Source organism: Shewanella sp. ECSMB14101 (assembly GCF_000773485.1).
Classification (GTDB): Bacteria; Pseudomonadota; Gammaproteobacteria; order Enterobacterales; family Shewanellaceae; genus Shewanella; species Shewanella marisflavi.
Genome location: NZ_JSFF01000005.1, coordinates 204,474 through 219,808 on the forward strand (window position 1 = coordinate 204,474; position 15,335 = coordinate 219,808).

The 15,335-nt window shown below is 50.5% G+C and carries 16 protein-coding genes and 1 pseudogene; 10 read left to right on the forward strand and 7 right to left on the reverse strand.

What is annotated here, in order from left to right:
- The first annotated feature begins 65 nt into the window (after nt 1-65).
- The 3 genes from NY07_RS07000 (at nt 66) to NY07_RS07010 (ending at nt 4,113) form a co-directional block, all read left to right on the forward strand.
- Complete coding sequence (locus tag NY07_RS07000; protein ID WP_033538652.1) at nt 66-1,562, forward strand: alkaline phosphatase; 1,497 nt, start codon at nt 66-68, stop codon at nt 1,560-1,562.
- 14 nt (nt 1,563-1,576) lie between these two features.
- Nucleotides 1,577-3,247, forward strand: a complete 1,671-nt coding sequence (locus NY07_RS07005; protein WP_033538617.1) for an alkaline phosphatase — start codon at nt 1,577-1,579, stop codon at nt 3,245-3,247.
- Nucleotides 3,248-3,336: 89 nt separating this feature from the next.
- Nucleotides 3,337-4,113, forward strand: a complete 777-nt coding sequence (locus NY07_RS07010; RefSeq protein ID WP_033538618.1) for a hypothetical protein — start codon at nt 3,337-3,339, stop codon at nt 4,111-4,113.
- A gap of 180 nt (nt 4,114-4,293) precedes the next feature.
- On the opposite strand, the gene ltaE is transcribed toward NY07_RS07010, so the two are convergent.
- Entirely contained in the window at nt 4,294-5,301 is a 1,008-nt protein-coding gene (ltaE, locus tag NY07_RS07015) for a low-specificity L-threonine aldolase (protein WP_033538619.1), read from the reverse strand.
- Nucleotides 5,302-5,608: 307 nt separating this feature from the next.
- Here ltaE and NY07_RS07020 point away from each other — a divergent pair, with 307 nt between their 5' ends.
- Nucleotides 5,609-6,253: a trimeric intracellular cation channel family protein gene (locus NY07_RS07020; RefSeq protein WP_033538620.1), complete on the forward strand. Its 645-nt coding sequence runs from the start codon at nt 5,609-5,611 to the stop codon at nt 6,251-6,253.
- An 87-nt stretch (nt 6,254-6,340) separates the two neighbouring features.
- Here the strand turns inward: NY07_RS07020 and NY07_RS07025 are convergent, their stop codons facing one another.
- The 3 genes from NY07_RS07025 to NY07_RS07035 form a co-directional block, all read right to left on the reverse strand.
- Nucleotides 6,341-7,165 carry a mechanosensitive ion channel family protein gene (locus NY07_RS07025; protein ID WP_033538621.1) on the reverse strand — a complete coding sequence of 275 codons (825 nt, stop codon included), beginning with the start codon at nt 7,163-7,165 and terminating at the stop codon, nt 6,341-6,343.
- A gap of 30 nt (nt 7,166-7,195) precedes the next feature.
- Nucleotides 7,196-7,804, reverse strand: coding sequence for an OmpA family protein (locus NY07_RS07030; protein ID WP_088905152.1), 609 nt, complete (start codon nt 7,802-7,804; stop codon nt 7,196-7,198).
- A gap of 155 nt (nt 7,805-7,959) precedes the next feature.
- The gene (locus tag NY07_RS07035; RefSeq protein ID WP_033538623.1) at nt 7,960-8,388 is read right to left on the reverse strand and encodes a PACE efflux transporter; all 429 of its coding nucleotides are present in this window, start codon (nt 8,386-8,388) and stop codon (nt 7,960-7,962) included.
- 85 nt (nt 8,389-8,473) lie between these two features.
- Between NY07_RS07035 and NY07_RS07040 the strand changes: the two genes are divergently transcribed.
- A complete protein-coding gene (locus NY07_RS07040; RefSeq protein ID WP_033538624.1) occupies nt 8,474-9,349 on the forward strand; it encodes a LysR family transcriptional regulator in 876 nt (291 codons plus the stop codon).
- 118 nt (nt 9,350-9,467) lie between these two features.
- Here the strand turns inward: NY07_RS07040 and NY07_RS07045 are convergent, their stop codons facing one another.
- Together NY07_RS07045 and NY07_RS07050 are read right to left on the reverse strand one after the other, a co-directional pair.
- Nucleotides 9,468-9,917: a DUF924 family protein gene (locus NY07_RS07045; RefSeq protein ID WP_033538625.1), complete on the reverse strand. Its 450-nt coding sequence runs from the start codon at nt 9,915-9,917 to the stop codon at nt 9,468-9,470.
- A 180-nt stretch (nt 9,918-10,097) separates the two neighbouring features.
- Nucleotides 10,098-10,661, reverse strand: a complete 564-nt coding sequence (locus tag NY07_RS07050) for a DUF4136 domain-containing protein (RefSeq protein WP_033538626.1) — start codon at nt 10,659-10,661, stop codon at nt 10,098-10,100.
- Between the two features lie 172 nt (nt 10,662-10,833).
- Here NY07_RS07050 and NY07_RS07055 point away from each other — a divergent pair, with 172 nt between their 5' ends.
- From NY07_RS07055 to NY07_RS07075, 5 genes and pseudogenes are all read left to right on the forward strand, one after another.
- Nucleotides 10,834-11,148 (forward strand): hypothetical protein, encoded by a 315-nt coding sequence (locus NY07_RS07055; RefSeq protein ID WP_033538627.1) that lies wholly within the window; start codon nt 10,834-10,836, stop codon nt 11,146-11,148.
- Between the two features lie 195 nt (nt 11,149-11,343).
- Nucleotides 11,344-11,673: a stress response translation initiation inhibitor YciH gene (yciH, locus tag NY07_RS07060; protein ID WP_033538653.1), complete on the forward strand. Its 330-nt coding sequence runs from the start codon at nt 11,344-11,346 to the stop codon at nt 11,671-11,673.
- Between the two features lie 16 nt (nt 11,674-11,689).
- A complete protein-coding gene (locus tag NY07_RS07065; RefSeq protein WP_033538628.1) occupies nt 11,690-12,247 on the forward strand; it encodes a YqgE/AlgH family protein in 558 nt (185 codons plus the stop codon).
- Between the two features lie 21 nt (nt 12,248-12,268).
- Nucleotides 12,269-12,688, forward strand: coding sequence for a Holliday junction resolvase RuvX (gene ruvX / locus NY07_RS07070; RefSeq protein WP_033538629.1), 420 nt, complete (start codon nt 12,269-12,271; stop codon nt 12,686-12,688).
- 274 nt (nt 12,689-12,962) lie between these two features.
- Nucleotides 12,963-13,928 (forward strand): annotated as a pseudogene (locus NY07_RS07075) (IS110 family transposase); the annotation flags it as partial.
- 380 nt (nt 13,929-14,308) lie between these two features.
- Here NY07_RS07075 and NY07_RS07080 read toward each other — a convergent pair.
- Nucleotides 14,309-14,854 carry a tetratricopeptide repeat protein gene (locus NY07_RS07080; RefSeq protein WP_200884297.1) on the reverse strand — a complete coding sequence of 182 codons (546 nt, stop codon included), beginning with the start codon at nt 14,852-14,854 and terminating at the stop codon, nt 14,309-14,311.
- Between the last annotated feature and the right edge of the window lie 481 nt (nt 14,855-15,335).

The following is a 15,335-nucleotide window of genomic DNA, read 5'->3' on the forward strand; positions in this document are numbered from 1 at the left end:
CAATCAGGCCGCTTTATCTCAAATAGCGAACAATTTACTTCAACCCAATACGGATGATGAAAGTGATGATGATAAAAAGATTAGCTGCGTTGATCTCTTGCAGCCTAGTAACCATGGCCGCCAATAGCGCCGTGTTACCCAGCGTTCAAACTGATAGCCATTGGTATAAAGAAAGTGCCGAGCGGGTGTCAGACAAGGCCACACTAGAAACCAAAGCTAAGGCCAAAAACGTCATTCTGTTTGTGGGCGATGGCATGGGGATCTCTACCCTGACCGCCGCGCGTATCTACCAAGGCCAGCAGCAGGCGGGTAACCAGGGCGGCGAAGAGAACTTCTTAAGCTTCGAGAAGTTCGACCATACCGCCCTGATAAAGACTTACAACACCAACCAACAGACCCCAGACAGCGCCGGCACCATGACAGCCATCGCCACAGGCGTTAAGTCTAAGGCGGGCGTACTCTCGGTATCTGATCAAGCGCTACGTGGTAACTGCCTGTCATCTAAGGGCAACGAGTTAGTCACCCTGGTGGATCTCGCTAATGCCAAAGGCCTATCTACCGGTGTGGTAAGTACCGCACGTATCACCCACGCAACGCCAGCTGCTACCTATGCCAACAGCCCTGAGCGTAACTGGGAAGCCGACAGTAACCTACCAGCCGAGGCCGTTGCCAACGAATGTAAAGATATCGCCTATCAGATGGTGATGCGTGATAAGGACAATGCCCTGTCTGTCGCCCTGGGTGGCGGTCGCCGCGCCTTTATTCCTGAAACCGTTACTGATGGTGAAAACAAAACAGGTAAGCGCAAGGATGGCTTGGATCTCACTAAGGCCTGGGTCGAGAACTTCGACAACGCCGCCTATGTGTGGAACAGCGAAGCATTTGACGCCATCGATGCCAGCACCACAGATCACCTGCTAGGCCTGTTCAACTCCTCTCACATGGAATATGAAGCCGATCGCGCCGACGATGTGGGCGGCGAACCTTCACTGACCGAGATGACAGAGAAATCGCTGGAGATTTTGAAGAAGAACGACAACGGCTACCTGCTGATTGTCGAGTCGGGTCGTATCGACCACGCTCACCATGCGGGTAACGCCAAGCGCGCGTTGGCCGATGCCGTCGAACTCTCTAACGCCGTTAAGGCCGCAGTAGAAAATACCGACCCTGAAGAAACACTGATCCTGGTGACCGCCGACCACAGCCATGTGTTCACCATCGCAGGTTATCCAAAGCGTGGTAACCCTATCCTTGGCTTAGTACACGGCGTTGACGGCACTGTTTCGACCGCCCTGGATGGCAAACCATACACCACCTTGGGCTATACCAATGGCCCAGGCGCCGTTGTGGGTAACCGTGACGATCTCTCCTCTGTCGATACCCAAGACAAAGACTTCATGCAACAGGCACTTGTCCCTATGGGCAGCGAAACCCACGCTGGTGAAGATATCAGCCTGCATGCCACAGGCCCAGGCGCAAATCTGGTTCAAGGCGTGATGGAACAGAACGTCATTTTCCACATTATCAACCAAGCCCAAGCGCTTGGCGGTACTAAGTATTAATTGGGAGCAATAAAATGAATAAGAAATTACTTGTACTGTCTTTAGCCGCCATTCTCGGCCTAGGGGCTTGTGGTAGCGACGGTGACAACGGCAAAGACGGCGTAGCCGGAACACCAGGCACAGACGGTGGCAACGGCGCAGATGGTAAAGATTGGACCGGCGTGAATCAATGGTATGTCGATGGTCAAAACCGCGTCACCAAGGCGGCAGACATGGCCAAGAACAACCAAGCGGGCGCAGCCAAGAACATCATTCTTTTCGTGGGTGACGGCATGGGCGTATCGACCGTGACGGCGGCACGTATCTTAGATGGTCAGCTTAAGGGGCAAACCGGTGAAGAGAACTCGCTCTCTTTCGAAACCCTGCCTCATCTGGGTCTGGCCAAAACCTATAACGTCGACGGTCAGACACCTGACTCTGCCGGCACCATGACTGCTATGGTCACAGGTGTGAAGACTGACGTAGGGGTGATCTCCCAGGCCGAAGGCGTCGAGCGCGGTGTCTGTTCAACGACCTCAGGGCAAGACCTGGTCACCTCACTGGAACTGGCCGCCATGGCGGGCATGTCTACTGGTGTGGTATCAACCGCTCGCGTTACTCATGCGACACCGGCAGCAACCTATGCCCACGTACCAGAGCGTAACTGGGAAGCCGACAGCAATCTACCGGCCGAAGCTGTGACCAACGGCTGTAAAGATATTGCCGCCCAGATGCTGGACTTTAACAACGGCAAAGGGATCAACGTAGTCATGGGCGGCGGTCGCCGTGCCTTTATCCCCAATACTGTGGTGGATCCAGAAGGTAAGTCGGGTAAGCGTAATGATGGTCGCGATCTAACGGCTGAGTGGCTAGCGCAGTATCCTAACGCCAGCTATGTTACCGACCGTGACAGCTTCCTGGCGATGGATACAAGCACCACAGAGCACGCCTTAGGTCTGTTTAACTCATCTCACATGGAATATGACTACGACAGAGTCGAAGCTGGCGTTAATGGCGAACCTTCACTGGCAGAGATGACGGCCAAGAGTATCGACATTCTGAGCAAGAACGACAAAGGTTTCGTGCTGATCGTCGAAGCGGGTCGTATCGACCATGCTCACCACGCAGGTAACGCGGCTAGAGCCCTGTACGACACCATAGCGCTCTCTGAAGCGGTACGTGTCGCCATGGAAAAGACTTCGGCTAAAGACACTCTGCTGATGGTTACCGCTGACCACAGCCATGTGTTCACCATCGCAGGTTATCCAACCCGAGGTAACCCAATCCTTGGCTTAGTGAAGAGTAACGATGCCAACGGTCAACCCTCGGTCACTAACTCTACCGATGCCAACGGTCTGCCCTACACCACAGTGGGCTATGCCAACGGTCTGCCCTACACCACAGTGGGCTATGCCAACGGTCTGGGCTTTGGCTCACTGGCAACCGGTGGTGACGAGCGATACAACTACGCCGCAGCGCCTGGTCGTGTGGATCTGAACTATGTCGATACCCAGAGTGTAGGTTTCCATCAGGAAGCTTTGGTACCACTGGGAAGTGAAACCCACGCCGGTGAAGATGTGGCCATCTTCGCTCGTGGCCCTGGCGCCAGCTTAGTGGAAGGCACAGTCGAGCAGAATCACATCTTCCATGTGATGAACTTCGCCGGTGACCTGGTCAACAAGGCAGAAACCGCCGCAGCGCAATAAGGCGCTACGCCCCGCAGCCTGATGCCCCTTTTAGACACTAAGGTATCAGGCTGCTTATTTGATTTTAGAGAAACATCAGTAGGTCTAATATGTCTCGCACAACACTCAAGTCTGTCTCACTCTTCCTAGGCGTTGCCTGCACTTTGGCCTTCAGCCTACCCACTTTGGCACACAGTCAGGGGCATGCTCATGCCCAAAGCGGCGCTTTTATCTGTGACAGCGCCACTCAGGCCACACGCTTTCAGGCCAACTATCAAATCACTATTGGCACAGGCGACAAGGCTCAGCAGCATCAGCTAACCCTGACACGCTTCGATGACACCATCATCTACCAACGCGGCCCCATCAGCTATGAAGCCTGGCAGAAGAACGGCGAGTATGTGCGCTACTTTCCCGAGCATAAGCGCTCTATCAGCTATCGCCGTAGCGATCTGCTAGCACTCAATATCCACACGGATCTCGACAAACAGTTTCACCTGCTCTCACCTGCCGCAGTGAACCAATTCGATAAAGGCGAGCAACATCAAGATGCCTGCTTCTCGCGCCAAGCCTACCAGCATCAAGGTGAGCAACAATCCTTGGCTCTCGACTGGATAAGCGATCTCGAACTACCCGCCAGCCTAACCATCACTCAAGGCGAGCAAGTGGTTCACTACCGGCTGACCAAGCTGACTCAGGTTAGCCAGGAACATTTTGCCAGCTTAACCTCGGGGTATCAGGATCTCGACTTTGCCGATGTGGGCGACAGCGAAGCCGACCCTTTCATCGCCAAGATGATCACCCAGGGCTTTATTCAGCATGGCAGCTCAGGCTTCTACTCAGCAGACGGCCAGCAGCTTGAAGACGGCCACGGCCATCAGCATTAATCATGCCTAACAGCAAGTCGACCCATGCTTGAGAATAGAGTTGCTAGGTAAGAGCGCTTAAGTAAAGAGCGCTTCCGTAAAAAGTAATTAGGTAAAAAGTGCTTAGGTAAAAAAGTGCATAAGTAAAAAAGCCATCTCAAGGATGGCTTTTTGCATTGAGGTACACGCACAAAATCTGACTTAGAGCAGCGCCTTGAGCTTATCGATAAAGAAGTCGATATCTTCGCGGCGGATATCGGCGTGGGTGACCAACCGCAGCGTCTTACCAGGACTAATCAAGATGCCATGTTGCTTCAACGACTTAGCCAAGCTGTCGATAGCGACCCCGTCGGCCACCCGGGCAAACAACATATTGGTCTGCACTTCATTAAGGTCCACCTCAAACTCATCTAGGGTGCTTAGCCGTTCAGCCAGATAACGGGCGTTTTCATGATCGATTGCCAGGCGTGATACCTGATCGTTCAGGGCAATCTCACCGGCAACCGCCAGAATTCCCGCCTGACGCATCCCGCCGCCGAGCATCTTACGCCAGCGACGGGCCTTGTTGATCAGTCGTTCATCGCCAAGTAGCAGCGAGCCTACCGGGGCGCACAACCCTTTTGATAGGCAGATCGAAACTGAGTCGAAGTGTTGGGTAATGTCGGCAATATCCAGATTCTGCGCCACTGCCGCATTGGCAACACGGGCTCCATCTAAATGGATCTTGAGTCGCTTATTAAAGGCCAGTGCCTGGGCATCGGCCAGATAAGACTGGGGCAACACCTTGCCACCTATGGTGTTTTCCAGGCTCAACAAACGAGTGCGGGCAAAGTGGAAATCGTCCGGCTTAATGGCCGCCTCGATATCTGACAGCAAGATGCTGCCATCGGCCTGATTAGTAAGTGGCTGAGGTTGAATACTGCCCAGCACGGCGGCGCCACCACCTTCAAACTTATAGTTATGCGCCTGCTGACCACAGAGATACTCGTCGCCTCGATCACAATGGGACATCAACGCCAGCAGGTTAGCTTGGGTGCCCGACGAGGTAAACAGGGCACTTTCGAAACCAAAACGCTCGGCGGCCATCGCCTCGAGACGATTTACACTGGGGTCGTCACCATATACATCATCGCCCACTTGGGCATCAGCCATCGCACGGCGCATTGCGGCCGTTGGCTGGGTTACCGTATCACTTCGAAAATCGATCATTTTCCCCCGTCCTACTCATCTTAAACTGCTACACAGAGCTGAAATAGTACTCTTCACCGACGGGGCTCGCTAGCACCAACAACAAAAATTCTTATCTAAAGCCTAAAGACGGGCCAGTTAACCTGAATAAACTAATCCGGCTACTTTCTCCAGCAAGTGCCAAAACGGCAAAAAAATCGGCAACCAAGAGTTCTAAGCAACAGGTAAAAGATTAAAAAATCTAATCCTAAATCCTCAAAAAATCTCGCTGTTCTTTGTCATTGCTCACTGGCAATATGCGCTCTCTTTTTTTCCGACTGAATCGACAATGCAAGAAGCTGAATTTATCACCCTACTCTGGCTCATCGGCATACTGGCCGAGGCCATGACAGGCGCCCTATGCGCCGGCAGAAAACAGATGGATCTGTTTGGTGTGGTCATCATAGGCTGCGCCACAGCCATAGGTGGCGGAACCCTGCGGGACATTCTCCTGGGCAATTATCCCCTTATCTGGGTAGAGAATATTCACTACCTGCTGGCCATCGCCTTCGCTTCACTGCTGACTGTGATTATCTCGCCCGTGATGCGCTACCTCTCCAAGCTATTTCTTACCATAGATGCGCTGGGGCTAGCGGTGTTTTCCATTATCGGCGCCCAGAAGACCTTGATGTTAGGCTATAGTCCGACGCTGGCCATCATCATGGGCGTCGTAACGGGCGTCTTCGGTGGCGTGATCCGCGACATTCTCTGTAATCAGGTGCCACTGATCTTTAAAAAGGAGCTCTACGCCTTGGTCGCGCTGACCACGGCTAGCCTCTATATCTTACTGCGCAGCTATGAGGTCGCCGAGTGGATTAACCTGGCCATCAGCCTGAGTGTCGGCTTTAGCTTCCGCATGCTGGCCATTCGCTACCACTGGGGTATGCCTAAGTTCGACTATCAGCATGGCAACCAGGACAGTCAGGCCCACTAAATGGGGTAGTGCTCAGCCTGGAGCGCCTACATTCAGGCACAAAAAAGGTCGGCAATTGCCGACCTTTCTCATATCAAATCACCAGGCTTATGCCGCTGGCGTCTCTTTGACATAGATATCCATCTGTGGATAAGGAATACCTATGTTGTTCTCGTCCAGTGCCATCTTGATCTGCTCTAAGATCTCAAAACGGGCTGGCCAGTAGTCGCTGCCTTTCACCCAAGGACGCACCACGAAGTTAACCGAAGAGTCGGCCAGCTCGGTCAGTGCCACAGTGTAAGCGGGATCTTTAAGGATGTAAGCGTTGTTATCGAGTACATGCTTAAGCACTTCTTTGGTCTGCTTAAGATCGGCATCGTAAGACACACCAATCACTAAATCGATGCGGCGCGTCTCCATAGCTGAGTAGTTGGTGATGGTGCCATTCATGATTGATGAGTTAGGCGCCACAATCACCTTATTATCTGGGGTGCGCAGCTTAGTTGAGAAGATAGTGATCTCGTCAACCGTACCGGCAATACCTGCAGCCTCGATGTAGTCGCCTACGCGGCAAGGACGGAACAGAACCATGAGCACGCCTGAGGCGAAGTTAGATAGCGAGCCTTGCAGCGCCAAGCCAACAGCCAAGCCGGCGGCACCGATAACGGCAACCAAAGAAGCCGTTTGCACGCCAATCTGACCCAGTGTGGCGATCACGGTAAACACAAACACCAAGGCCCAGGCCATGTTGGCCACGAAAGAGACCACGGTTTTGTCAATCTTACGCTTATTCATCAACTTAGTGGTAAGCTTCTTAGCCACATTGGCCAGATACTTACCGATGATAAAGATGATAATGGCGAAGACCACCTTAAGACCATAGGTCACGATCAGATCAGGCGCCTGCTCGATATACTTATCCAAATTTTCCATGTAACGCTCCCTAATTAAACGGGCCAGTCATTATCTGGCCTCAACCATAAACTCAACGCGGCGGTTCAAGGCTCTCCCGCTCTCCCCTTCATTATTACTGATGGGCTCGCTGGCGCCTTTGGCGACGATTGAAAATCGCTCCGCCTGAAATCCATAATCTTCTACTAAAATCTGTTTTACCCGCTCGGCTCTCTGACGCGATAGTGCAAGATTGAAGGCTTCTGAGCCTATATTATCCGTATGCCCCACCAAGATAAGCCGTGCATTCTTGTGCTGCAAAAAAGTTTTCACCCGGGCCAGCTGCGACCACTGGGATATTGCTATCTCGGCACTGGCAAAGGCGAAATAGATGCTCACAGTCCCCTTATCACAGTCGGTAAGTAACTGTCCCTTAGCCATAAGGCACTGGCTATCGGCCTCTTGTATCTCACAGCCTCTGGCATCGACCGCCACATTAGCGCGCGTCTTAGGGCAAGCATCTTTACCGTCGGGCACGCCATCAAGGTCACTGTCAATGCCCCCTTGAGCGGCGATGGCGCCAGTGAACCACAAGCTGCCAAGCAGACTTAGCATCAAGCGTTTTAGCTTACGGGTAGAAGTCTTGCTCATTTCAAGCCTAGCCACTTTTAAGTTACTCATGCCGAAGGTACCTCAAAAGGCATGAAAAACAATCAAATATAAAGATGCAGACAGGAATACATTTTATATCCTTCTGCCTGCATCTCCAATATAAGAATATCTATCTAATGAAATTAATTCTCATTTTAGCCATTACTTAGCCAGTTAATGCCAGCTTATGCTTTCGAGTTAAGGCGTTGCCCATAAAACTTAGATCTTGCCCAATCAAAAAGCCAGTTAAAAATAATGGCATAGAAGAAAAACACCACGAGGAATACCGCTTCCAGCATCAGTGCCTGCCAAATAGCAATGCCCAGAAACCAGGCCACCGCAGGTACAGACACAAATACCAGGCCGCCTTCGAAACCCAGGGCGTGAACCACACGCAGCTTAAGCGAGCGCTTGGTGCGCTCATCCCCCAAATACCGATCAAACCAAAGGTTATAGCCATAGTTCCATATCATGGTATATAGGCTAAGACCTACACCGACCGCCGCCATCTCACCCAAGCTGTGACCAGTAAACCAGATAGCAATAGGCACCACAAATGCCAAGGCAAAGAGCTCAAACAGCGCAGCATGTAGGATTCTTTCTGTAGTAGACATTATCTGACCTCCAACATATTAACTTGCACCTATTTTCATCCCTAAATAAGATAGGTAAAAGTTAGATACCATCTGGTTTTACGATATGCCGACACTGGAACAACTGCAGCTCTTCTTAGCGACGGTGGAGACAGGCTCCTTCTCGGCCGCCGCCAGGCACCTTAACAAGGTGCAATCTGCCGTGAGCCAGCAGATCATCAACATGGAGATAGACTGTGGCCATGAGCTGTTCGATCGCTCTGGCCGCTATCCAATACTCACTGCGGTTGGAGAGGCCCTGCTGCCTCAGGCCAAGGCAGTGATCGCCCAGCACCTTAGGCTGCAATCACTTATCACCTCGCTTGACGCTGGCTTGCCACAGCAGTTCCGTCTGGCGATCGATGAAGGGGTGCCCTTCTCTGAGCTTAGCCAGCACCTGAATCTATTTGCCGATAAATATCCCTTGATCCAGCTTGAGCTTCGCACCCTGCCCAGTCGGGAGATCATCGAGCAGGTGAGGCAGCAAAGTGTCGATATGGGGGTGATTTTTAGTGAAGAGATTTATCCACAGCGGATAGATTTTGAATCTCTGGGGTCGGTGAAATTTGAACCTGTGGTCAGCCCACATCATCCGCTGGCCCAGGAGAAAATGAATAATCTCGACAGCTTAAAGCTCTACCGTCAGCTCACCATTGGCAGCAAGCAGGGTCAAGAGTGGAGTTTTCAGGCGGAGCACTCGCCGCAGCTCTGGCTGGCAGACAATTATTATGCCCTGCTCGATTTGGCAAAGTCGGGTTTCGGTTGGGCGCTACTGCCAGAGCATCTGGCGCAGGAAGCGTTAGCCAAAGGGCAATTGCGCCATATTCCGCTCGACATGGAACAGATGGGCTGGATAGCCAACGTGGATTTGATTCAGCATAGCAGTGTCAACCAAGAGGTGAGTCAGGTGTTTCGTCAAATCTTGCGGGCGGCCATCGCCTAACGCCTATTAAGTAGATAAGCCGAATCCGCTTACCCTGTCAGGTAGATCATTTGCGGTTCATCGAGTGATAATAAGTGAGCTGAATGAGGCGAGCCTATCGCCCGCCTATTGTATCTTTTTAGTGGCTCAGTGACGCCTGTTGATACCAGTGGCTCCAGGCAGGCCTTGATGAAGTGGCCAGCTGAGATTGCAAGCCTTCAAGCAGACGGATCAATAATGCCCTGTCTTCACTCTTAGCTGAATAAAACAGGGGATCATAGAAGCAGCGACGTTGCAGCGGCTCTAACTGAGTATCGAAGCCGCGATCCACACCTGAGACGCAAAGGTCGCGCGCCTTAAGTTGCAGTGACAGCGCCGCTTCGTCTTCCAGCAAGTGAGCGACCGGTCCCATGAGAAGAATTAACGCTAGGCGTCCTGGCGGATTCTTCTGCCAATGCTCAAGCTCGCCCGACTTGGCACCGCTCAATAGCTGTTGCCAATGAGTGAGTGTCTCCTGACTTAGCTCTTTCGCCTCGACACCCTCGCCCTTCTCATAGTGCTGAAACCACTGCTGTAAAAACTGTTCCACGCTGCCCCCTAGATACGATTAAATCATGAGTTTAAAAAGTCCTGGCCGAGGCAGCATAACACCTGGGCTGTACTCGAATAACTTGGACTTTGGTCGAATCCTCGAGGGCGCTACACTTTTATCGAAAAAAAAGAGATAAAAAAAGCGACCTACAGGCCGCTTTAATCGCAAGATGATGGGCTATTTAGCCTCTTTCTGTGGTGGATAGTTGAGCATCATAGCCGCTACCGCCTTGTTAACCACTTCGACACGCTCTTCTGGCGTGCTCTTATCCCGTATGGTATCGGCTACCGAGCCACGCCAAATCAACTTTCCTGATTCTCTATTGATCATATCCAGCACTAGGGTACCCACCTCGTACTCTCGTACCGTGGTCTGGGTACGTACACTGCTGCCCCAGCCCCAACCCGGGCCATAGTAATAGGGGTCATAACCAAAGTTGGTATTAAAGGTATCGATATTAATCTTCTTATCCACCTTAGTGAAGTAGTTCACCAGTATATCGGCGCTATCGGCTTCAACCTGACTTAGGCCCTTCATCTGCAGCTCACGATTAACCGCCTCACGGACACGCTGATCCATCAAGCCATCTAAGTTATAGGTGGTGTCATCAGTCTTCTTAACCACCCATGCATAGCTCTTTACCTCATCGAAATTGACTTTGGGATCGTAATCAGAGCTAGTTTTTAGTGTGCTACACCCAGATAAGGCCAGTGCGGCAGCTAAGATAATCGCCTTTTTCATAAACTCTCCAGCATGTTTTAGACATGACTAATATCAGGATTTATCCTAAAGCTTACATAGCAAACCTCTGTTCTACAACTCTTCTTTATTGTAAATAACGATTCATTCAGCTTGACTTCAACAAACACCCAAATGATAATGATTATCAATTAGGGTTATAGAGGTTTTAGCCATGACTTGGTTTATCACTGCATTTATTATCGCCAGCGCCATTTTTATGTTTGCCCCAAAAACGTTGGCAGCTCCCATGGCCGACAATGCCAAAATTCAGCCGTCACAGTGGCTGCTTTTTACTCTGCCCTTGCTGGCACTCATCATATTGATGATAGCCCTGACATTAGGCTATACCTCAAGCCATGCCAGCATCGCCATAGGCTTCGCCCTAACTGGCTGCAGCGTAGCCATCAGCCGTTTTCACCGCTTTATTCTGCCCTGCGCCGCCTATACCGGCCTGTCGCTAGTGATGTTAGCGCTGCAATATCTCTAATTTTTGCATGAACAGTTTTGCTCACTAATTGCGTCAGCACGCCTGTCGCCTTGGGATACCTCCCTGCATTTGGTATCTGTTTCTATCCATGACCACCTTAGGGTGGTCTTTTTTTTGTATCTAACGATTACTCCTCCCACAAGGGAGTTTCAATTTGGTAAACTCAGGGTATCTTAGTTAAGCGTGTGATAGATGATGAGAATCGATCCCAATATCGCCCTGGTGTACAGCACAGATGGCGGCAAAATCGACCAACCCAAAGAAACCAAAGCCGTGCCCCAGGGCGACGGCATAGTCAGAATCCATAAAGACAGTAAGGGCCGTAAAGGCAAAGGCGTCTCTGTCATCAAGGGCCTGGGCCTGGATGAGAAAGAGCTTAAAGCGTTAGCACAGAAACTCAAAAAACAGTGTGGCTGCGGCGGCACAGTAAAAGAGTTCAACATAGAGGTGCAGACAGATAACAGAGAGCTGCTGAAAACCCTACTGGAAAAACTCAATTATCAGGTCAAACTGGCGGGTGGATAACCCATTGGAGTGCTAGATGGATAGTTTGCAAAATCATTTACTCATTGCCATGCCATCGCTCAAAGATACTTTCTTCGAGCGTAGCGTGATCTACCTGTGCGAACACAATGAGCAAGGTGCGATGGGGCTGATGATCAATCGCCCTATAGGGGTCGATGTCAATGAGCTGCTCAGACAGATGGAGCTGGATGATTTTCACACCATAGACAGCATTAACAGTAAGGTGGTGGTGGGCGGCCCCGTGGGGCAAGAGAAAGGCTTCGTCCTGCACACGCCGCAAAATCAATGGAGCAACAGCCAGCAGATCAGCGACGATCTTATGCTTACTACCTCAAGAGACGTGCTCACCTCATTGGGCAGCAAAGAGGCGCCGGAGCAGTTTATCGTCGCCCTGGGCTACGCGGGTTGGGGACGCCACCAGCTTGAACAGGAACTGGCCGACAACTCCTGGCTCTCCATCCCCGCCAATACGGACCTTATGTTCAACACTGAGCACGATCAGCGCTGGCAAAAGGCCACCGAATCATTGGGTTTTGATATCTGGCAACTCTCATCCCAGACAGGTCACGCCTAACAGCAAAGGATAAAATTCGTTATGAGTTCAGCAAGTGTCTTGGGCTTCGACTTCGGCACCAAGAGCATAGGCGTCGCCATCGGCCAGCAGATCACCGGCAGCGCCACGCCCCTCGCCTCTCTCAAGGCCAACGACGGCATTCCCAGATGGGAAGAGATAGAGGCACTGATTAACGAGTGGAAACCCGACCTTATCGTCGTCGGCCTGCCCCTCAATATGGATGGTACAGAACAGGAGATGACCCAAAGGGCCCGCAAGTTTGCCAACCGCATCAACGGCCGTTTCGGCGTCAAGACCGCCACCCAGGATGAACGCCTCACCACCGCCGACGCCAAGGCCAGGCTGTTTGAAATGGGAGGCTACAAGGCCCTGTCGAAGGGCCAGATCGACTCCATGTCGGCGGTGCTCATCATCGAGAGTTATTTCGAAAATCTCTACTAAATTTGATGTTTAATGGCAGCCAAACAAGGCCGCTTTTTGCTGCCCGACTTTTATTGCCTAGAGTTAGACTTTCCCTTTTTAACCTATTCCCAAAGGTTGCTGGCTTTTATCTAGCTACCGCTAGCGTTAACCGTCACTGTTTTGAATTGCTTGGCAGCAGGTGCAGTGCATGGATGCACCAATGTCGCGAACACAGGGATGTGTAAGAGCTACTTTGTCGTGCAGATACTCCTGTGTGAATAGCCACTGATTTCCTAGACACCTTTTAGTTAGATATGAAGCTGGCCCATGTGGCTACTGGATATATCGCTTACTCACCAGTCTTGAGCATTGTTGTTATGTTATCGCACCCTCACTCATCCCTAAAAAGCCTGGCGAGAAAGTGAAAACAGATAAGCGTGATGCGCTCAAGCTAGCCAAGTTATTAAAGTCTGAAGACCTTACGCCTATCTATGTGCCTGAGCCTGAAGATGAAGCGATGCGAGATTTATCTCGTGCACGTGAAACGGCCATGAAAGATTTAAAAGATGCCAAGTATCAACTTAAAGCTTTGCTGCTGCGGAACAACATCAACTATCACGGCAACGCAAATTGGTCGCTACAGCATTTGCGCTGGTTAACCGAATTGATTTTGCCACACCCTAGCCAACAGATAGTCTTGCAAGAGTATCTACAAACCATCAATGAGCGAATTGCACGTTTAAAGCGATTAGATAATGAACTAGAACACCATGTGAAAAACTGGCGCTATTACCCCGTCGTCAAAGCCATTCAAGCATTAAGAGGTGTCAGGTTGCTCGTAGCCACAGGTGTGGTGGCAGAACTTGGAGATCTAACACGTTTCGATCATCCCAGAAAACTCATGAGCTATTTAGGACTCGTGCCTTCAGAACATTCCAGTGGCGGAAAACGTCATATAGGAGCGATCACCAAATGCGGTAATACCAGAGCTAGGCGATTACTGGTGGAAGGAGCCCATACCTATCGTTACCCAGCGAATATCTCGACCGATTTACAACTGCGCCAAGAAGGTTTACCAAAACAGATAGTGGATATCGCTTGGCAGGCACAGCTAAGACTATGTCGCCGTTATCAACGGCTGATGCATAAAGGTAAGCATTACAATGTGGTTGTCACTGCAATTGCGAGAGAAATGATCGCCTACATTTGGGCAATATCCAGAGAAGTGGTACTCGCGCCAGTTAATCCGAAATTACGACTTGCGAGAGTGCCTGCATGAAAATAGATTTTGAGTTAATGCAGCTGATGAAGCATCGGGTGTGGCACAACCACCGACGGCGTTAGGATGGCAATGGGATAAATATCCCATTGAACCACGTGCATAGACTGAAGACAGGTGCCACGACGGAAAAGTAAGGTAGGCGCTGCTTATTGAAAAATAAGTAATCCACGGATACCAGCATGACAACCGACGAACTTACTGGCTTCATCGACTGCGTTAACTCAACTTAGTTTGAGAAAGGCAAAAGGCTTAATAATTTAGGCCGATATTTGTGCGCTCGACTTGACAGTGGGAGTCATACCAACGCCTTGCGAAGGGGCGAAGTGCGCAGCACTTTGTCCCGCTTGCGCAACTTGTTACATGCCGTTGTGCGATGCTCATTGTGCCGCCTTTGCCTTAGCAAGGGTTTCGGCGATGGCCGTGTTGGCAATATACCTGCCGCCAGAAAATTCACAGCAGTAGAAAATGCTATTACCCTGAGTTTTATCGGATACGTACTTTGCTAACTGGAGTGCCTTTTCTGGATTTGGTTCGACGCCTTCGCCACGAAGATAGATATTGGCTAGTTGAAACTTGGCGATTAGCGCATCGCTGTTTTGATTAAAATAACCTGACTTGCCGGTCGCACCAACAAGCTGCCCGTTAGCCCAGTTGCCATCAGATTCTTGGGCCGCAGCTTTTTCGTACCACATTATCGCTTTGGGTATGTCCCTGGTGACGCCAGAACCCAGCTCATATGCGACACCTAACCGAAGTTGTGCCCACGGCTCGCCACGCTCAGCGGCAGGCATTAAAACTTCAAAGGCCGTGTCGTAATCATACTTTTCCCATGCCATGTCTACGGTGCGCTCACCGGGGTTTGGATTAGGCCCTGCGCAAGCAGTAAGACCAAGCATGATTAAAAAAATGTATATGATTCTCATGAGGTTCCTTCAAGCATGTAACATTTTATTAGTGCGCATGCGCGTTTATCATGTTAGACCAGTGAAAACGCGCATTGTTAACTGGTTGTATTGCAAAGAAGTTATCACCTTTACTTCAAATAAACCATCCGGAAAAACGCGCATGCGCGTTTTCCAAACCTATTATCTACTTCACGAATTTCGTAAGTGATAGATTTTAAAGATATTTATTTAAAGGGAAATGGGGAAAACGCGCACAAATACCGGATAAAAATCGTTCAAAATCCTTATGGTTGTAATATGACTGTATACTGATCCAGTTTTTTGATGGGGAGAAGTGTAGCGATAAAAACTTCTAGGCTAGAAAGTTGGTTCGTTACTGGCCCACCGACAACTTGTTAACTCATTTTGGGGCAAAAAACTGTTAGCTTTTGACTCTAAACAAGGTCAAATCGAAGAGATAATTAACCCGGTGTAGATGCATCTGCGGACGTCGATGGCA